This is a genomic window from Microbacterium sp. Clip185, from assembly GCF_028743715.1.
Taxonomy (GTDB): domain Bacteria; phylum Actinomycetota; class Actinomycetes; order Actinomycetales; family Microbacteriaceae; genus Microbacterium.
The window spans coordinates 2199293-2219945 of the sequence record NZ_CP117996.1; the positions used below are offsets into that span (position 1 = coordinate 2199293).

General features: G+C 71.0%; 10 protein-coding genes. 9 read left to right on the forward strand and 1 reads right to left on the reverse strand.

The features are described from left to right. Entirely contained in the window at positions 1-1848 is a 1848-nt protein-coding gene (locus PQV94_RS10705; RefSeq protein WP_274285825.1) for a thioredoxin domain-containing protein, read from the reverse strand. A 115-nt stretch (positions 1849-1963) separates the two neighbouring features. Here PQV94_RS10705 and PQV94_RS10710 point away from each other — a divergent pair, with 115 nt between their 5' ends. Genes PQV94_RS10710 through hrpA form a run of 9 tightly spaced genes read left to right on the forward strand, consistent with a single transcriptional unit; the run spans position 1964 to position 20557 of the window. Continuing rightward, positions 1964-3103, forward strand: a complete 1140-nt coding sequence (locus tag PQV94_RS10710) for a serine/threonine-protein kinase (protein ID WP_274285826.1) — start codon at positions 1964-1966, stop codon at positions 3101-3103. A 1-nt stretch (position 3104) separates the two neighbouring features. Beyond that, positions 3105-9095 carry an Ig-like domain-containing protein gene (locus tag PQV94_RS10715; protein ID WP_274285827.1) on the forward strand — a complete coding sequence of 1997 codons (5991 nt, stop codon included), beginning with the start codon at positions 3105-3107 and terminating at the stop codon, positions 9093-9095. Positions 9096-9099: 4 nt separating this feature from the next. Beyond that, on the forward strand, positions 9100-10065 hold the full coding sequence (locus PQV94_RS10720) for an AAA family ATPase (protein ID WP_243227343.1): 966 nt from the start codon (positions 9100-9102) through the stop codon (positions 10063-10065). Further along, on the forward strand, positions 10062-11426 hold the full coding sequence (locus tag PQV94_RS10725) for a DUF58 domain-containing protein (protein ID WP_274285828.1): 1365 nt from the start codon (positions 10062-10064) through the stop codon (positions 11424-11426). Before PQV94_RS10720 ends, PQV94_RS10725 begins: the two co-directional genes overlap by 4 nt. Next, positions 11423-13924 (forward strand): transglutaminase domain-containing protein, encoded by a 2502-nt coding sequence (locus PQV94_RS10730; RefSeq protein ID WP_274285829.1) that lies wholly within the window; start codon positions 11423-11425, stop codon positions 13922-13924. Before PQV94_RS10725 ends, PQV94_RS10730 begins: the two co-directional genes overlap by 4 nt. Beyond that, a complete protein-coding gene (locus PQV94_RS10735; RefSeq protein ID WP_274285830.1) occupies positions 13921-14760 on the forward strand; it encodes a PP2C family protein-serine/threonine phosphatase in 840 nt (279 codons plus the stop codon). The genes PQV94_RS10730 and PQV94_RS10735 overlap by 4 nt, the downstream gene beginning before the upstream one ends. After that, the gene (locus PQV94_RS10740) at positions 14753-15694 is read left to right on the forward strand and encodes a hypothetical protein (RefSeq protein WP_274285831.1); all 942 of its coding nucleotides are present in this window, start codon (positions 14753-14755) and stop codon (positions 15692-15694) included. The genes PQV94_RS10735 and PQV94_RS10740 overlap by 8 nt, the downstream gene beginning before the upstream one ends. Next, complete coding sequence (locus PQV94_RS10745) at positions 15691-16629, forward strand: hypothetical protein (protein WP_274285832.1); 939 nt, start codon at positions 15691-15693, stop codon at positions 16627-16629. The genes PQV94_RS10740 and PQV94_RS10745 overlap by 4 nt, the downstream gene beginning before the upstream one ends. A gap of 28 nt (positions 16630-16657) precedes the next feature. Beyond that, entirely contained in the window at positions 16658-20557 is a 3900-nt protein-coding gene (gene hrpA, locus PQV94_RS10750; protein ID WP_274285833.1) for an ATP-dependent RNA helicase HrpA, read from the forward strand. Positions 20558-20653 lie beyond the last annotated feature (96 nt).

Below are 20653 nucleotides of genomic sequence, written 5' to 3' on the forward strand. Positions count from 1 at the left end.
TCACACCACCGGCGCGGCAAAACCGCTCGCGTCGTGGATGGGCAGGCGGCACACGAACTCGCGGCAGTCGTACGCCGTGGCCCGTCCGTCGGCGGCCGTGCGAGCGGTGAACAGCGAAAAGCCCGCCTCGGACCACGCCGCCGCATCCGCCTCACTCACCCGAACGACGACATCGGTCCCCGTCGCGTGGGCGGCACGGGCCAGCGGATGGTCGTCGCTGTCGGCGACCACCACGATCTGGCGACCGGCGCTCTCCAGGAGCGCTGCGACACGCAGCACGGCGGCGTGCGAGAACGGATCCTCGACGGCGCGCGTCGCGCGCGCCGCCACGATCGTGCCGGCCCGGCGCCGGTACCGCTCCCCCGCCCCCAGACGCCACAGCGTGAGGGAGGCTTCGGCGAGCGATGCCGCCCCCGACGGACGGTCGGTGTCGGCGTCGTCGACCGCAGGCGCTCCGAGAGCCGCCAGCACGGTGTCGCGTCCGCCGGGCACGACCGCCGCCTCCTCCGTGGGCCAGCACAGGTCGACGAGCCGGCGCGCCTCGACGGCATAGGCGACACGCCCTGTCGCCATCGCGAGCACCGCGAGCCCCTGGGCGAGGGCACCGTAGTCCTCGAGCGTCGCCGGTGCGCCCGAGAGGATCTCATCGAGCGAGGCGCGGCGCAGAGTCCCGTCGTCGGCGAGGTTCGACTCCTCGACGGCCAGGGCGGCGCGCACGGCTGCGCTCACGAACTCCTCACGGCCGAGGCGGGCCCCCGTCGCGGCGAGCGCCCCGATGGCCAGGCCGTTCCAGCCGCTGACGAGCTTGTCATCGATGCGCGGCGGCTCGAGTGCGCCCCGCTCGTCGAGGGGGCGCAGGTAGAACCCTCCCTCGCTGCGCTCGCCATCGATCCAGGACTCGGAGTCCTGCGCGGCGGCGAATCCACCGGAGGGCAGCTGGAGGGTGTCGATGAGAAACCCCGCCGCGGCGGATGCGATGTCGGCGCGCCCTGCGGCGAGCGCGACCAGGATGAGGCCGGCGTTGTCGGTCAGCATGCGCTCATAGTGGGGCACGCTCCAGTCGCGACGGGTGGCGTACCGGAAGAACCCGCCGTCTGCATCGCGCAGCGGCGAGCGGGCCATACGGTCGAGGGTGCGCCGGGCGAGCTGCGTCGCGGTCTCATCGGGCTCGGTCTGCAGGAAACGCAGCACCGGCCACACCGGGAACTTCGGGGTCGCCGCATCCGCTCCCGCCGGGGCGAAACCACCGAACTCGGGGTCTTCGCGCGCCGCGATGCGCGCGGCGAGCTGTGCGCGGACCTCGGTGGTCGGCCACGCGGGCTCGAGCGCCTGGTCTCCCCGCTCGCGCGCCGCCGCGTCGAGCGCTCCTTGCAGTGCGTGGGACGTCTCGACCACGGCCTCCCGGCGTTCGCGCCATGCCTGATCGACCGCGGCGATGACGTCGGCGAACCCCGGGAGCTGACCCCTCGCCGTCGGAGGCCAGTACGTCCCGGCGAAGAAGGGCTTGCCCTCCGGCGTCGTGAACACCGTCAGCGGCCACCCCAGGTGAGGGGTGAACGCCGCCGCCGCTGCGAGGAACACCGCATCCACCTCGGGATGCTCCTCCCGGTCCACCTTGATCGAGACCATCCTCTGATTCAGGTGCGCCGCGATGTCGGGGTCGGAGAAGGACTCCGCCGCCATGACGTGGCACCAGTGGCACGTGGCGTAGCCGATCGACACCATGACCGGCACGTCACGCCGTCGCGCCTCCTCGAAAGCCGCCTCGCCCCAGGCGTGCCATGCGACCGGCTGCTCCGCGTGCTGACGGAGATAGGGGCTGGCCGAACGGGACAGTTCAGAGCTCATGTGTCAAGCGTAGGTTTCCGAATCGGATGCTCGCGCGACGCTGTGATAGGAAGGTTCGGCAGAGTCCCGCGCGTACGTCGGGTGTGCACGTCGTACGCGGAAAGGGGGGACGCCGGTGGCGCAGAGACTGCCCGCGGCCCCGCCCGTTCTCCCCGGCTTCACTTATGTGCGCCCCCTCGGCACGGGCGGTTTCGCCGACGTCTTCCTGTTCGAGCAGGACATGCCCCGCCGCCCGGTCGCCGTCAAAGTCCTCCTCGAGGACATCGTCGACGACGGCCTGTTGCGCATGTTCAATGCGGAGGCCGATGTCATGGCGCGTTTGAGCGCGCATCCCTCGATCCTCACGATCTACCAGGCGAGCATCTCGTCCGATGGGCGGCCCTATCTCGTCATGGAGTACTGCCCCGGGTCCCTCGGCTCGCGCTACCGGCGTGAGGAGATCCCGCTGGCGGAGGTGCTCCAGGCCGGCATCCGGATCGGCTCGGCGCTCGAGACCGCGCACCGCTCGGGGCTGCTCCACCGCGACATCAAGCCCTCGAACCTCCTGGTGACGGCGTTCGGCGCGCCCGTTCTGGCCGACTTCGGTATCGCCACCGCTGTGGGCGGACGCGGCGACGAAGAAGTGTTCGCCATGTCGGTGCCGTGGAGCGCGCCCGAGATCATCGACGAGCGAATCGCGGGCTCCGTACCCGCCGAGGTCTGGGCGCTGGGGGCGACCGTGTACTCCCTGTTGGCGGGACGAAGCCCCTTCGAGCGCCCCGGAAGCGGCCAGAACGGTCGCGATCAGCTCAAGGCCCGCATCCGCCGAGCCGTTTACACCCCCGTCGGCCGGGCCGACGTCCCCGCGAGCCTCGAGGCCGTACTGGCGCGCTCGATGCACCGCGACCCGGCCGGCCGCCACCCCTCGGCCGCCCAGTTCGCGTACGAGCTGCAGCTGATCCAGCACGAGCTCGGCCTGCCCCACACCCCGATGGAGGTCGCGGTCGACGAGTGGGCCTCCGCCGGAACCCCCGTGAACTTCGCCGACGATCGCGCCCGCGGTCCGGTGCGCCCCAGCGTGCAGTACGAATCGCGGCGGCCGGTACGCTCGCGCGACCGCGGCGGGCGTCGCCCCGATGAGGGCACGGTCCTCGCGGGTGCGTCGCCGCGCGGCCGCGGACTCTCGGGTGGCATGATCGCCCTGCTCATCGGCGGCGCCGCCCTCGTGGCTGCGGCAGCCGTCCTCGTGACCGTCCTCGTCCTCGGAGGAGCCTGAGATGGCCGAGGCCCCCCGCACCGGACTCGCCGACCGCCGCGGCTGGATCATCGGCGGCTCCATCGCCGCCGTGCTGGCCGTCGTCACGACGCTCGCCGTGGTGTGGCCCGGCTTCGACGCCCAGCAGACTCCGCCGGACGACGGCACGATCTGGGCGATGCAGTCCGGCGAGGGCCGACGCTACGCCCGCGTCAACACGACGGTCGGCGAGATCGACACCGTCAAGCAGGTCGAGAACCCCAGCGCGCTCATCCAGAACGCGAACCGCCTGCTGGTCTATGCCGAGGGCGACACCCGGTTCGCGGACGTCGACATGGCGATGCCGGCCGATCTCAACGCCGACGCGGAGGACGCGTTCCAGAACACTCCGCCCGGTACCGTGGATGTCGTCTCCACCGGCGACACGATCGCCTACCGCACCGACAACGGTGCCGTCTTCGCCGGCTCGCTCGCCTCACCGTCCAGCACCGTGCCCATCGACCCGTACGCCGAGACCCAGGTCGCCGAGGGCGAGGAACGGCCCGTCTTCGTCGCCGACAGCGTCACGGTCGGTGTGGACGGGATCGTCTACGCGTACTCATCCGCCGAGGAGCGCGTCGTGCGCGCCGACGCGCGCACCGGCAAGATCGAGGGCTCGGATGCGGTGACCGACGCACCCGCATCCGCCACTCTCAGCGCCGTGGGCACGACCTGGGCGCTGCTCGAACCCGACTCCGGCCAGCTCTGGCTCCGCGGACGCGATCAGCCCCTCGATACCGGGACGATCGGCGGGCTCCTGCAGAAGTCGGGCTCGTCGCGCGACGAGGTCTACATCGCCGACACCACCGGACTCGTCGCCGTCCCCCTCGACGGCTCGGGCCCCGAGCGGGTCGTCGACGCCGCCCAGGGCACCCCCGCAGCTCCCGCGGAGGCGAAGGGCGTGATGTACGCGGCCTGGCTGCCCAACAGCCAGGCGCAGGGGACGCTCTGGAGCTCGGATGCGGGGCAGAGCGATCTGGACTATGCCGGAGGTTCGCTCGGCGACGAGGTCGCGCCGGAGTTCCTGAGCAACGGCTCGCGCATGATCTTGAACGAGACGCGCTCGGGCTGGGTCTGGACGCTGCCGAACGGGGCTCTCGTGCCCTCCTCGCAGCAGTGGGACTCCGATCAGGACGTGCCGACGCAGCAGCAGGAGGACATTCAGGCCGAGCGCGTGATCGATCCGAAGCCGCCCGTCGCCGTAGACGACGCCTTCGGTGTGCGCGCCGGTCGAAGCGCCGTGCTCCCGGTGCTGCTGAACGACCACGACCCGAACGAGGACGTGCTGAGCATCGTGGCCGCATCCGTCGAGGGCCTCGATCCGGCGTTCGCAACGGTATCGGTCTCGAACGAGCAGCAGGAGCTGGTCGTGCGCGTATCGCCGGAGGCGAGCGGGTCGACGACCTTCCGATACCGCGTCACGGACGGCACGACCAGCGACGGCCTCACCTCGCAACCGGCGACCGTCACCCTCACCGTCTCCCCACCCGCGGCCAACACCGCACCGGTGTGGTGCGGTGTCGACGCCTGTCTCGCGACGTGGCCGTCCCCGCAGGTCGTGCCCGGCGGAACCGTCTCGGTCAACGTCCTCGAGGGCTGGGTCGATCCCGACGGCGATCCGATGTACATCTCCTCGGCCGTGAACCAGAGCGGAATCGGCTCGGTCGCCCTCGACCCGCAGGGCACCATCACCTTCCAGCATCCCAATCCGAACCAGACCGACGCCCAGTCGGTCACGATCCTTGTGACTGTCACCGACGCCAGGGGCCTGTCGACCGAGAAGCCGCTCGAGATCGCGATCACTCCGAGCCCGCAACTGACTGCCGCGTCGTTCGCGGCGGTGGGAACCATCGGCGCACCCACCACGATCGACGTGCGCCCGCACGTGACCGGCGTCAACGGTGCCATCACGATGCGCAGCGCGAACTCCATCACGGATGCGGCGGCGCAGATCACCGTCAACGGTGTGGCCGGCACCTTCGTCTTCTCCGCCGCGAACCCCGGTTCGTACCTCGTGCAGTACACGGTCTCGGATGCGCTCGCCGAGGCCACCGGCACCGTGCGGGTCACCATCGTCGACCCCGCGGCGACACAGATCTCCACTCCGCCGCTCACCGCTTTCGTCCGTCCCGGAGAGGACGCGACGATCGATGTGATCTCCCCCGTGTCCAATCCCGCGGGCCTCGTGCTGCTGGCTAGCGATGTCACGGTCTCACCCGATCCCAGCGCCTCGCTGAGCGTCGACCTCGTCGGACAGAGCATGCTGCGGGTGGCCGGATCCACCGACAACGCCCAGCCCGGGACGCTCGGCGTGGTGACGTACACGATCTCGGACGGAACCGGCAACGGCTACACCACCACGACCGGCGAGACGACCGTCGTGCTGCTGCCCTCCCCCACCGCGGAGCCGCCCATCGCCGTCGACGACGCCGTGACGGTGCGTGCGGGGGCGCAAATCGACATCCCGGTGCTCGACAACGACACCGCGCCGACGGGAGCGCAGTTCGCGATCGACCCGTCCCGCATCACGAACGAGTCAGGCGCGGGCCTCGCGTTCGCGACGGGCCGGCTGCTGCGCTACCTCGCCCCCTCTGAGCCCGGCACGTACAAGCTCGGCTACACGATCTACCGCATGGGCTTCCCCGACATGACCGACACCGCCACGGTGACCGTCACGGTCCTGCCCGAGGACTCGAACTCCGCTCCCGTGCCGCGCACGCTGGTCGGTCGCGTGTTGAGTGGTGCGACCGTCTCGATCCCGTTCGAGCGATACGCGATCGATCCCGACGGCGACGCCGTGACGCTGGATCGCATCACAGCGCAGCCGGATCGCGGCTCGGCGGCCATCTCGCCCGAAGGCGACGCCATCCTCTACACGAGCTCGCCCGGCGACAAGGGCCAGGTCTCCTTCACCTATCAAGTGAAGGACGCGCTGGGCGCAGTCGGCGTGGGCGAGGTGCGCGTCGGCGTGCTGGATGCCGAATCGAACCCGGCTCCGGTGACCTACAGCGACTACGTACAGGTGCAGGCCGGCGCCGACTCGGAGGCTGTCGTGCGCCCCGCCGACAACGACCTCGATCCCTCCGGCACCACGCTCGAGGTGATCGACGTGCGTCCGAACGCGGATGTGGGCTCCGAGGAGTACCGCGCGATGGACGCGATGATGCAGGGCGTCAAGGACAACGAGGTGCGCCTGAAGGCCGGCACGCAGCTCGGCACGTACTCGTTCGCGTACACGGTGCGCAACGCCCAGGGAGACACGGCCATCGGTCTGATCGTGCTCAAGGTCGTCCGCGATCCCGTACCCGACTACCCGTCGGTGCGCGACACGACGCTGACGGTCGAGACGCGGGAGGACTTCCCCGACGGCGTCGACGTGCTCAGCGGCAAGGTGTCCTGGAACGCGGGCGACGTGGGTGCACTGAAGCTCTCCCTGTGGGGCGATCCCGACGGCGTCTCGGTCGAGGGTCGCAAGATCTCGGGTCGCCTCCCCGACAAGACGGAGCTCATCCCGTTCCAGGTGACGGGCACAGCCTTCGACGGCAGCGAGGTGACGTCATACGGGTTCCTCAAAGTGCCCGGCACGAAGGACCTGCAGCTGAGCCTGCGCTCGTCCGCGGCGTCGGTGCAGGTCGACGAGCGCGGCACGGTGGATGTCGACCTCAGCCGTGCGGTCGCGCTGCCCCCGAACGCTGAGATCGAGATCGACGCGTCCCGCGTCGCCGCCGGCGGCGGCCGGGCCGAAGCCACGTGCGCCCTCGTGTCGGGCACGACCGTGCGATACTCCGCGGGCGCCGGCGCGCCCTGGACCGACAGTTGCGTCGTCCCGGTGCGCCTTCTCGGGCAGGACACCTACACCTACCTGACGATCCGCGTCGACGTCATCGCCGAGGACCCCCAGCCCGAGCTGCGCGCCGCGTCGCTCACCGTGAGCCCCGGCTCCTCCGCGACGTTCGAGCTGCGAGACATGACGACGTGGGCGGGCACAGAGGACTGGGGTGCGCTGCAGTACGCCACCTCGTACGCCGGCGACCAGTTCACGATCTCGACCTCCGGCTCGCAGGTGACCGTCACGGCCCGCGACGCCGCACGTCCCGGCCGCCAGGAGCCGGTCACCGTCACCCTGCCGAGCCACCGCGACGTGCGCCCCGCCACCCTCGCCCTCCAGGTGGGGCCGGCTCCCTCGACCCTGCCGAAGGGCGCGACGCTCACCCAGTCGTGCTTGCAGTCCTCGGGCAACGGCTGCACGATCGACGTCATCGGTCAAGGCGGCGAGATCAACCCGCTGCCCGGCACGCCTCTGAAGCTCGTCGCCGTCGGAGGCGCCTCGGGCGGCAGCTGCAATGGCGTCTCCTTCGGCGTCGCCAGCTCCACAGCCATCCAGGCGAACTGGTCGCCGGATGCCGACGGCACGCGCTGCACGGTGAGCTTCACGGTCGAGGACGCGCAAGGACGCCAGTCCGCGGGCGATCGCAACGGCCAGGTGACGCTCGATCTGCAGGGATATCCCAAGGCGCCCAACAGCGTCACGCAGGTCGGTTTCGGCGATCGCACGATCACGCTGCGCGTCGATCCCGGCGCCGCGGGCAACGCCTACCCCGCGCTGCAGGGCTTCCACATCCTGCAGGGCGGCCAGCAGGTGACGACGTGCTCCGCCGCCGGAGCGTGCGAACCGTTCCAGGTCTCCAGCAACGGCGACCGCCGCACGTACGAGGCTCGCGCGTTCAACACGGTCGGCGAATCCCGCACGGGCGTGACGGTGCAGGCCTGGGCCTATCGGCAGCCGGCCGTCGGCAACGTCACCGCCGTGCCGGTCTACGACCGCAATCGGACGACCAATGATGCGGGCGCGGTGAAGATCGACATCCAGAACATCGACCCCGAGGTGCGCACCTACTCGGTCACGGGCGCGAATGGGGACGTGCCGCGCTCGGGAGGCGACACGACGGAGGTGACGGTCACGCTTCCGGTCGGTCAGGCCACGGTCACGGTCACAGCCAACAGCGCGAACTCGGCGCCCGACGGCAGCGGCTCGATCGGTCAGACCAAGAACGTGGGCGTCCAGGTGGCGGGCCTGCCCCGCACCGACGCTGTCGGAATCGCGGCCGAGCAGAAGAATGCGCTGGTCGTCACCGGGCCGAACGTGGATATGAACTGGAGCAACCGCGGCCGGGAGATCATCTACGTCGCGTACCGAGCCGGCTGGGGCGACTTCTCTTGCGATGTCGGCCCCGACGGCACGGGCCTGCGCGCGAACGTGAACGGGCAGACATCGCAGACGACGACCATCAACGGCCTGCAGGAGAACCAGAAGTACACCGTCGGCGCGTGTGTCAGCAACGGCTTCGGCGCCGCGAAGAGCGCCACCGCCGACGGGTGGGCCTGGCAGCAGCCGGAGGCTCCCGCCGGCGGCACCTACTCGATCCGCCGCTCGACCGACTGGGACGGCAGCGTCTCTTACCGCGTCAACAACGTGGATGTGCCGGGCAAGTCCGGGTTCGAGACGGTGATCAACAACCGCGAGCCCGACTTCGGCCAAGAGGGTCAGATCACGGCGAAGTACTGCGTGAACGGGTCGAATCAGGAGCGCTGCAGCCCCGAGAGCGCGGTCGGCCCGGCTGACGCGACCAAGGCTCGTCAGGAGAAGCTCTCCAATCCGCAGATCACGCAGTGCACAGTGGGCAAGAATCTGACGGTCGCGGTGAGCCAGGTGATCGGCGGACTCGGTAACGCCCGGATCAAGGAAGGCTCCGTCACCTACTACGGCGACGGCGTTCTCTTCCCCCAGCGCATCGATCCCGACCCCGCGAACCCGTTTAAGGTCCCGAACGGCACCAAGCGCGTCACGGCGACGATCGAGTTCGTGTGGTCGAACGGCGCCGCGACCTACCAGACCGAGACGTTCGATGTCCGTGCGGACTGCCAGGGCACCGTTGACCCGCCCGCCAACAACGACCCCACCACCGGAGGCTGAATCGATGACCGTCACCCCAGAACAGACCGCTTGGTTCCAGGAGACGTTCTCCGCTCTCGTGGAGAACGTCGAGCAGGTGGTGCTCGGCAAGCGTCACGTCATCGAGCTCGCCTTCACCGCTCTCGTGTCGCAGGGGCACTTGTTGCTGGAGGACTTCCCGGGAACGGGCAAGACCTCGCTCGCGCGAGCGATGGGCGAGAGCGTGCAGGGCACGAGCTCCCGCATCCAGTTCACTCCCGACCTGCTTCCGGGCGACGTCACCGGCATCACGGTGTACGACCAGAAGCGCGGCGAGTTCGAGTTCCACTCGGGCCCGATCTTCGCCAACATCGTCCTCGCGGACGAGATCAACCGCGCGAGCCCCAAGACCCAGTCGGCGCTGCTGGAGGTCATGGAGGAGGGCCAGGTCACCGTCGACGGCGTCTCGCGGCGCGTGGGAAGCCCCTTCCTGGTCGTCGCGACCCAGAACCCCGTCGAACAGGCCGGCACGTATCGCCTCCCGGAGGCGCAGCTCGACCGCTTCCTGATGAAGACGTCGCTGGGCTACCCCGACCACGCCGCCACCGTGCGCATCCTGGAAGGCAGCGCGGCCGGCAAGCGCGAGGTGGGCGCGGTGATCACGCCCGAGGCCGTGCAGACCCTCAGCCAGATCGCGCAGGACGCCTACCTGAACCCGCTCGTGCTGGACTACATCGCGCGCGTCATCGAGGCCACACGTCAGGCGGCCCAGGTGCGTCTGGGTGTCAGCGTGCGCGGTGCGCTCGCGCTCACGCGCGCGGCTCGCACCTGGGCGCTGGCCCACGGCCGCGGATACGTGACCCCCGACGACGTCAAGGCGCTGGCCGAGCCCGTGCTGGCCCACCGGCTCATCCTCGACCCCGAGGCGGAGTTCGACGGCGTCACCGCCGGCGCGGTGATCGGTCAGGTCATGCTCGACGTCGCTCCCCCGACGCAGCGCGAGTCCGCGTGACCGATTCCTCCTCCCGCATCACCCGGATCGGCTCGACGTCCACCTCGACGTCGACCGCCGGGAGCACGCGCACGCGCTACGACACGTCGCGTTCCACGACGGTCATCGTCGTGGGCGGCATCCGCTTCTGGCGGCGCGTGCGACGAGCCGTCGCCCGCGCCTCCCGCGCGGTCGCCGACACCGTCACCGCGGGAGGATGGCTGCTGATCGGTGCGGCCGCCATCGGTCTGAGCCTGGGCATCGTGTTCGGGTGGATCGAGTTCGTCCTGGCCGGTGCCGTCGCCGCCGTCCTCGTGCTGTGCGCGGCGCCCTTCCTGTTCGGCGCACGTGCCTACCGCGTCAGCCTGGGCCTCGCGCACGATCGCGTGGTCGCCGGCAGCGAGGTCGCCCTGTCGCTGCGCGTCGTGAACGTCGGTAAGGGCGTCGCCCTTCCCGGCCGCGTCGACGTGCCTGTCGGCGAAGGCCTCGTCGACGTCGCGATCCCTCTGCTGCGCCACGAGGCCGCGCACGAGGAGGAGTTGACGATCCCGGGCCTGCGTCGTGGCGTGCTCGACATCGGCCCCGCGCGCGCCGTCCGCGGCGACCCGCTCGGCATCCTGCGCCGCGAGGTCGTGTGGGAGGACATCCACACGCTGTACGTGCACCCCGTCACGACCGCGATCCCGAGCACCGCGACCGGCTTCATCAAGGACCTCGAGGGCAATCCCTCCTCGCTCGTCGTGGACGCCGACATCTCGTTCCATGCGATCCGCGAGTACGCCCCCGGCGATTCGCAGCGCCAGATCCACTGGAAGTCCACCGCGAAGACCGGAACCCTCATGGTGCGCCAGTACGAGGAGTCCCGCCGATCGCGGATGGTGATCGTGCTGGCCACGGGCGAGGAGGACTACGCCGACGACGAGGAGTTCGAGCTCGCCGTCAGCGCCGCGGCCTCGCTCGGCGTGCGCGGCATCCGCGACGGACGCGACGTCTCCGTCGTCGTCGGCGGCGAGGTACCGGAATTCGCCCGGCGGGCCGTCCGCTCCTCCCGGGACCTCGCGACCATCACCGCGCGAACCCTCCTCGACGAGCTCGCCGGCGTGGAGAAGGGCGAGCGCATCACCGGGCTCCGGGATGTCGCGAGCCTGGCGGTGGAGGCGCACCGCGACGTCTCCATCGGCTTCCTCATCTGCGGCTCCACCCCGACCCTGCGGATGCTGCAACACGCCGCCCTGGCCTTCCCCGCCGACACGGGCGTCGCCGCCATCGTGTGCGACCCCACAGCGGAGCCCGGCTTCCGCACGATCGGCGGTGCGTCGATCGTGACGATGGGTCTGCTCGAGGACCTCCGCCACATCCTCGCCCGGAGCGCACAGTCATGAGCGCCCCCGCCGCACGCGCCCGGGCGCGCCGACCCCGCCGCAGCGATCGCGACATCGCGTTCCTCGTCGGCAACATCGCCTTCATCGACGCGCTCCTCGCGATCGGCGCCGCATCCGCGTGGGCGATCTACCGCAGCGGCTGGTTCGTGCTCGTCGCGGCGGTGGCGATCGTGGTCTCCACCGGGATCGCTCTGCTCGCCGTGTGGCGGCCGATGCGCTGGTGGCAGCTCGCTCTGATCACCGCAGGGGCGTACGTCGTCGTGGGTGTGCCCGTCGCCGCGCCGACGATGATCACCGACCCTGCGACGATCCTGCCGGGCATCTGGGGCGTCGTGAGCGCACCGGTCACGGGGTGGAAGAACCTGCTGACGCTGGAGCTGCCGCTCGGCGTGTACCAGGCGACCCTGGCGCTCCCCCTCTTCCTGATGCTCTCGCTCGGCACGCTGGCTCTCCTGCTCGCGCTTCGCGCCCCCAGGCTGTGGGTGCTCGCGGCACCCCTCGCGCTTGTGATCACCGCGTTCGGCGTGCTGTTCGGCTCGAGCGCCGTGGACGGCTCGTGGCGCATCGGCGCCTGGGAGCTCGACGGCGTCTGGGAGGCGGTGGTCGGCCTCGGCGCTCTCCTCACGGGCTTCGCCTGGTACGTCTGGCGCAATGTTCACACGCGTCGGGTCGCCCTGCGCGTCGCGCGCACAGCGAGCGGCGTGCGCTCCTCCGTGCGTGTCGCGCGTACTCTCGGAAGCCGCATCGCCCTCGCCGCCGGGATGCTCGTCGTCGCCCTCGCGCTGGGGCTCGCGCTCGCGCCCTGGGCGATCGCCGGCTCGTCACGCGACGTGCTGCGCACCGCGGTGGACCCCGTGCTGAAGGTGCGTCAGACGCTGAGCCCGCTCGCCGACTACCGCGCCGCGTTCTCCGACGAGCGGTTCGACGACGTGCTGTTCACCGTCGCCGCCGACTCGGGCGTCGACCGGGTGCGTCTGGCCACGCTGAGCTACTACGACGGCCGCGTGATGCGCGCCACCGACCCGCAGACGGGCGACCGCTCCGACAGCACCGAGTTCCGTCGGGTGCCCGCATCCCTGCCCGCAGACACGGGCGATCGGGCCTCTGCCACCTTCACGATCGGCGACTACACGGGCATCTGGGTGCCCGCAGTGGGAGATCTCACCTCGATCGACTTCTCGGGATCGACGCGAGCAGCACTGTCGGACGGCTTCTTCTACAACCCGGACTCCGCCACGGGCGTCGAGCTTTCGGATCCGGGACTCGCCTCCGGTGTCACCTACACGCAGACCGGTGTCGTCACAGACGCTCCGCGTGACCCGGGGACGCTCACGCCGTCCCGTTCCGGGACGTTCGATCCGGCCTTCGTCCCCGAATCCCTCGAGGAATGGGTGAGCGCGCAGGATGCGCCCTCCGGCGGCGCCGGGCTCGTCGAGCTGATCTCGCGCCTGCGGGCGCGCGGGCTGCTCTCGCACGCGCTGACGCTCGATCCCGGAACCGTTCCGATGTGGGCGCAAAAGCTCGGCGACTACACCTTCGAGCCCAGCCGCAGCGGGCACTCCACCGACCGTATCGGCGACCTGTTCAGCGAACTGCTGAAGAAGCAGAACGAGACCGGTGGCACCGATGACTCGCTGCTCGTGTCGGCAGCCGGTGACGACGAGCAGTTCGCCGTGGCGGGCGCCCTCATCGCGGATCACCTGGGCTTTCCCGCCCGGGTCGTGCTCGGCACACGACTGAGCAGCGATGATGCGGATCTCCCCGTGTGCGAAGACGGCACGTGCACGAGCGGTGACCTCGCCGCATGGATCGAGGTCCGCGACGCGGACGGCACGTGGACGGCGATCGACACGACCCCGCAGCACCGCGTACCGCTCTCGCCCGACATCCAGCAGCGTCGCGACCCGCAGAACATGACACCGGTCGAGCCGGAGCAGGCGGACACGGTCCTCCCGCCCGAGGCGGACCCTGCCGACGCCACCCCGCCGCAGAGCGACGAGCCCACCGATCCCCTCGACCTCGCGTGGCTGTGGGCGACCCTGCGGATCTCCGGCATCGTCATCTTCGCCCTCCTCATCCTGCTGATGCCCGCGATCGCGGTGCTCGCGGCGAAGATCATGCGCCGGCGAGCCAGACGCTCCTCGGCCGATCCCGTCGACCGCGTGGTCGGCGGCTGGGAAGAGTACCTCGACACCGTGGTCGATCACGGTCACCGCATCCCGCCCGCTGCGACCCGTTCGGAGACCGCGAGCGCCGTGGGCGTCGCGGAGTCGACCGACCCCGCGACGCTGGCGGCTCTCGCCGACCGCGCGGTGTTCGCGCCGGGAACGACCACCGAAGCGGAATCCACGAGGTTCTGGGAGCTCATCGACCAGGAACGACAGCGTTTCGCGTCCACAGGCGGCCTGTGGACGCGTTGGAAGGCTCGGCTGTCGCTACGCTCGTTCGCACGCGGATTACGCGAGGCTGCGTCGCGAGATGGAAGGGGACGACCATGACCGGGATCGTCGTCATGGCCGGAGCGCGCTCCGACGTCGGCCGCGTCCGCAAGCTCAACGAGGACGCGGTGCTCGCGCAGTACCCCGTGTTCCTCGTCGCCGACGGCATGGGAGGCCATGAGGCGGGCGATCTGGCCAGCGCCGCGGTCGTGGATGCCTTCCGTCACCTCGTGGGTCGCGACGACGTTCAGCCCGAGGAGGTGGTCACCGCCGTCGAGTCGGCGCACACCGCTGTCTCTCAGGTCGCCGGACGCCACGCTCGCGGCGCCGGCTCCACCCTCGCCGCCCTGGTCGCCGTGGTGCAGAACGGATCGCACGCGTGGCTCGTCGTGAACATCGGCGACTCCCGCGTGTACCGACTCGTCGGCAGTTCCCTCGAACAGCTCACCGTCGATCACTCGGTGGTGCAGGAGCTCGTGGATGCCGGCAAGATCAGCCGCTCCGAGATGTCGACGTATCCGGGTCGCAACGTCATCACCCGCGCCGTCGGCGACAGCCAGAGCCCCGCCGACTACTGGCTCTCCCCCATCGTGACCGGTGAGCGCATGCTGCTGTGCTCGGACGGGCTGTCGAACGATCTGAGCGACGAGGCGGTGCTGGCCGGCCTCAGCCTCGGCGGCTCCGCCGAGCAGACCGCGCACGCGTTGGTGGACCAGGCGCTCGCCCGCGGCGGCCGCGACAACATCAGCGCCGTCGTGGTCGACGTGCGCTCGGGGGGACTCGCTCCTCGCGCCGACGAGGTCACGGGCGGATTCGCGACGAGCGAGCAGGCCGCGGTGCAGCCCATCGAGGTGGACACCATCACCTCGCGCAGAGAACGGCCGATCCGTGGCTGAGCGGACCTGGTTCGAAGGCCCCCTGCCCGCCATCGCCACCGGTACGCTCGCGGTGATCGTGGGGGGCGACGCCGCCGTCGCGGCGGCACGACGCGTGCTGTCGACGGGCACGATGCCCGGGACACCCGAGATCCTGGACGCCCTGATCGCCGACGGCATCGCCGCGGTACCGGCTTTCGCCGTGGTTGCGTTGGATGACGACCGCCTCACCGCGTTCGTCCGCGGCGAGTTCGTGCTCCGCTTCGAAGACCGCTCGCGACGAGTGTGGCGTGTCGACGGCGTCGGCGCCCACACCTGGCGCGAGGTGGAGGCAGCATCGGTGGTGCGCGCCTGGGCAGGCGCCCCTGACGCCGAGCCGAAGCTGTTCGATCTGGGTCCGACGCCGGAGCGTCCCGTGCGCGTCGGACCGACGACGGCTGCGGGCATCATGCTCCGCGGGCGCCCCGCCGTGGCACGGCCTTCGATCCCCGCGGCCCCTCCCGCCGCTGCGGCCCCCGCGCCACGCCCGACCGCGGCCGAGCCCCCGGACGACGAGACCGTCGTGACGAGCTCGAGCGCTCTCGCTCCGAAGCCTGCGCCGCGCACCCCACGTGCGCCGCGCGCCATCGAGCTGCCGGGCGGCGAAATCGTGCCGATCCACGGCACTCTGCTGGTCGGACGAGGTCCCCGCAGCTCCCGCGTGGAGGGCGACGACCTGCCGACCCTGGTGGCACTCGGCGACGTCTCGCGCGATGTCTCTCGTGCGCACGTGAAGATCTGGACCGACGGAACGCGCGTGCAGATCGAAGACCTCGCGACGCCGGGCGGGACCGCCGTCATCGACGCGGACGGCGTCGCACGGCTGCTCGTCCCCGACCGCGCGGTAGAGGTGCGCGAGGGTGCGAGCGCCGAGCTCGCCGGCGGCGCCCGCATCCGCTTCGTGGGAGAAGCATGACCGACGCAGACGACAACACCCGGCTCTCGCGCCGCGGGCCCGACGCGAGCGAGCAGCCCGAGGACAGCACCCAGCTCGTGAGCCGGCGCGACCGACGCAACGCCTCACCGCCGCCCGCCGACGCCACGGCCATCGTGCCCCGCGAGGCGCCGGCGCCGCCCGCCGACGAGACCGTGATGGTGGACCGCGCATCCACCGCCTCTCCGCCGGCCGAAGACGCCGACGACCGCACCGCGCTCGTGCGGCGTCCCGCCTCATCCCCCTCCCCCTCGGCGGATCAGGCGCCGATCTCCGACGAACCGGACGACGGCACGCTGCTGGTGCGCCGGCCCGCTCCGGCCACGGATGCGACCGCGGTCGTCCGGCGGGCCGAGCCGGTCCCCGCCGCGGACGACGACGAGCACACGATCCTCACGCCACGCTCGCCCGTGACAACCGACGAGCTCGACACCGACGACACGGTGCTTCGTCCCCGTGACGAACCGCAGGACGCGACCTTGCTGCGCCGCCGCGAACGCCCGGCGAATGCCGCCGCGGATGCGGATGCGGATGCGGATGACACCGTGCTGCGTCCGCGGGATGCGGTCGCCGAGGACGCGACGAGCCTGTCCCCGCGCGGGGCGACGTCGGCTGCCGCGCCGCGTCTCACACGAGCACGCCGCTCCGTCGCGACACAGACCGAATCGTTCGCGCCCGATGCCCGGACCGACCGCACCCCCGCCCGCGAGCGGTACGCGATCCGCACCCCCACGATCTCGGCCGCGCCGAGCTCCACCGCCTCTGCGCCCGAGGTCGTCGACCTCGGCGATGGTGGGCTCGCGGCTCGGATCGCCCGACGTCGCGCCACCCGCACCCGGCTGACGATTCTCGCGGGCGTCTCCGCGGTCGTGTTCGTCGGGTCGATCGTGGGTCTCGCGACGCTGCTGAGCATCTGAGCCTCTGCTCGGGTTAGCATCGAAGGCTGTGTCAACGCCGGAACCCGTCATCTCGTTCCCTCCCGAGCTGCCCGTCAGCGCGGCCCGGGAGGAGATCGCGCGCGCCATCGAGGATCATCAGGTCGTGATCGTCGCCGGCGCGACGGGTTCCGGCAAGACGACGCAGCTCCCGAAGATCTGCCTCCAGCTGGGGCGCACGCGTATCGCGCACACCCAGCCCCGCCGCATCGCCGCTCGGACGATCGCCGAGCGCATCGCCGAAGAGCTGCAGGTACCGCTCGGCTCCACCGTCGGGTACAAGGTGCGCTTCACCGACAAGGTCTCCGTCGACACCCGTGTCGCGCTGGTGACCGACGGCATCCTGCTCAACGAGATCCACCGCGATCGCCTTTTGCGCCGCTACGACACGATCATCATCGACGAGGCGCACGAACGCTCCCTCAACATCGACTTCCTGCTCGGGTACCTGCGCCGCATCCTTCCCGAGCGCCCGGATCTGAAGGTCATCGTGACCTCCGCCACGATCGATCCCGAAAGCTTCGCACGCCACTTCGCCGATGCCGACGGCGTCCCCGCCCCGGTCGTCGAGGTGTCGGGACGCACCTACCCCGTCGAGATCCGCTACCGGCCGCTCGTCCCGGAGACGGACGACGAGGCAGAGAATGCGGCCGCTCCCGAGGCCGACGACGAGGTGACCGCCATCGTTCAGGCGCTGCGGGAACTCGACGCCGAAGCACCCGGCGACGTCCTCGTGTTCCTGCCGGGCGAAGCGGAGATCCGGGATGCGGCGGATGCGGTGCGCGCGGCCTATGCCTCGGCCACCGCGCCCACCGAAGTGCTCCCCCTGTACGGCCGGCTGTCGGCGGCCGAACAGCATCGGGTGTTCGAGCGATCTCGCGTCGCGGGAGTGCGACGCCGGGTGATCCTCGCGACCAACGTCGCCGAGACGAGTCTGACGGTTCCCGGCATCCGTTACGTCATCGACACCGGCACCGCCCGCATCTCGCGGTACAGCAACCGGTCGAAAGTGCAGCGGCTGCCGATCGAGGCCATCTCCCAGGCCTCCGCGCAGCAACGCTCCGGCCGTGCCGGACGAACGGCGCCGGGCATCGCGATCCGCCTGTACGGGGAAGGCGATTTCGAGCGGCGCCCCGTCTTCACGGAGCCGGAAATCCTCCGGACCTCTCTCGCCGCCGTCATCCTGCAGATGCTCGCGCTCGGATTCGGTGACATCTCCGCCTTCCCGTTCCTCACCCCCCCGGATTCCCGGGGCGTCCAGTCGGCGTTCGACCTGCTCGTCGAGCTGCAGGCCGTCCGTCAGAGTCGGCAGGGTTCCTCGCTCACGCAGCTCGGGCGGGAGATCTCCCGGCTGCCGATCGATCCGCGTTTCGCACGCATGCTCGTCGAGGCGCGGCGCACCGACGTCCTGCCCGACGTGCTCGCAATCGTGGCCGGCATGTCGATCCAGGACGTGCGCGAGCGTCCCGAGGAGCGCCGCGAGGAAGCGGATCGACTGCACGCGCGCTTCGTCGATCCCACGAGCGATTTCCTGACTCTCCTGAACCTGTGGAACCACCTGCGCGAGCAGCAGGACGAGCTCGGTTCGAGCGCGTTCCGTCGGCTGTGTCGGGCGGAGATGCTCAACTACGTGCGCGTGCGGGAGTGGTTCGACGTGCACCGGCAGCTCTCACAACTGCTGGGCCTGCGCCGCGACGCCGAGCGTACGGGTGGCGCAGCGGACCCCGCCGCGGTGCATCGCGCTCTGCTGTCCGGGCTGCTCTCGCACATCGGCATCCTCGATGAACGAGAGAAGGGCAGAGAGGGCAAGGGCACGCGGTCGGAGTACCGCGGGGCTCGCGGCACACGTTTCGCGCTGTTCCCCGGATCCGGCCTGCGCAAGAAGCGGCCGACCGCGGTCATGGCCGCGGAACTCGTCGAGACGAGCCGGCTCTTCGCCCGCACGGTCGCGGCGATCGATCCGGCCTGGGCCGAGCCGCTCGCAGGGGACCTCGCCAAGCGGCAGTTGAGCGAGCCGCACTGGTCGAAGGATGCCGGCGCCGCCACCGCCTACGAGAAGGTCACCCTGTTCGGCGTCGAGATCATCCCGCGACGACGCGTGCAGCTGGCCCGCTTCGATCGCCCCCTCGCGCGTGAGATGTTCGTGCGCCACGCGCTCGTCGACGAGGAGTGGGATCCCTCACGCCTGGCGAAGCCGCTCACCGCATTCGCGCGTCGCAACCTCGAGCTGCGCCGCCGGCTGGAGAAGGTCGAGGAACGCGAACGTCGCCGTGACATCCTGGCCGGCGACGAGGCGGTCTACGCCTTCTACGACGCGCGCATCCCCGCGGATGTGTTCGACGCCCGCTCGTTCGAGTCCTGGTGGAAAGACGCGATCGCACGAACGCCCCGCTTGCTCGATCTGAGCGAGGAAGACCTGCTGGACGGCGCGGAACGCGCCGACGAGCGCGCCTTCCCGACCCGCTGGAGGCAGGGCGATCAGGTTCTCTCGCTCGCGTACCGGTTCGAGCCGGGGGCCGCCGACGACGGCGTGACCGCGGTCGTCCCGCTCGCGCTCCTGGCGCAGCTGTCGCCGCAGGGGTTCGACTGGCAGGTACCGGGACTGCGCGACGAGCTCATCACCGCACTGCTGCGGGCGCTGCCCAAGTCCATCCGACGCCACGTCGTGCCGGCGGCGGATTGGGCGGCGCGCTTCGCCGAGGAGCTCGCCGGCGCGGGCCCCGAGGACCACGCGGGGCTCCCGCCGCTCTCCCTTCGAGACGCCCTCGCCTCGCGCATCCAGCGGGTCGCCAACCAGCCCGTGCGCGCGTCCGACTTCGAGATGGAACGGGTGCCCGATCACCTGCTGATCTCGTTCCGCGCGGTCGACGAGCGGGGCCGCGCGGCCGGTTCGGGCCGAGACCTGGGCGACCTGCAGGAGCGTTTCGCCGATCGCGCACGCTCGTCGGTCGCACGCTCGCTGCGTCGAGGCCCCGCCGCGTCCGCCGCCACCGTCGCGCGCGGAACCCCCGGGGCACCCATCGCGGCGAGCGCCGACGGCTTCGCCGAGCGCGCGGGTGTGACCGACTGGGACTTCGGTACCCTCCCCGAGCAGGTCGACACGCGCGTGGCGGGCGGCGTGGTCCGCGGCTATCCCGCCGTCGTCGACGACGGCGCGAGCGTGTCGCTGCGCATCGAGGCGACGCCGGACGCGGCGGCGCGCGCGACGCGGGCGGGCATCCGTCGTCTCGTGCTCCATGCGGCGCCCTCCCCCGTGTCCTACGTTCTCGACCACCTGACCGCGAACGAGAAGCTCGCCCTCGCTGCCTCTCCCTACCCCTCCGCGAAGGCCCTCGTCGAGGACGCGCGGGTCGCGGTCGCGGATGCGGTCATCACCCGCGCGGCCCCGGACGGGATCGTGCGAGACCGCGCCGGCTTCGAGTCCCTCCGCGACGCGTTCAGCGCGGCGGTGACGGACGAGCTGTTCGCCGCCACGAGCCTCGTCGCCCGCATCCTGCTCTCCCTGCGCGACATCGAGCGCGCCATGAAGCGGCAGAACTCGCTCACCCTGCTCGGCGCGCTCGGCGACATCCGCGCCCAGCTGGCGGGGCTCGTCTACCCCGGTTTCATCTCCCGGACCGGGCCGGCGCGTCTGGCCCACCTGCCGCGCTACCTCGCGGCGGTCGCCGAGCGACTCGCGCAGCTGGCCGACCAGCCCGGGCGAGACCGGCAGCGCCTCACCGAATACGAGCGCTCCGCCGCCGCGTACACGGATGCTGGCGGCACGATCCCGCTCGCCGATGACGCACCCGCCTCTCTCGCGCATGCCCGTTGGCTGCTGGAGGAGTACCGGGTGAGCCTGTTCGCGCAGAGGTTGGGAACGGCCGAACCCGTCTCCGCTCAGCGCATTCTGAAGACGCTGCGCGGCTGAGCCGGGCCCGGGGAGGACAGTCGCACACGCGAAGCGCCCCGGGCACCGCACGACGTTGACAACGTCTCGGCGCAGCCAATACGGTGATCGAAGGCC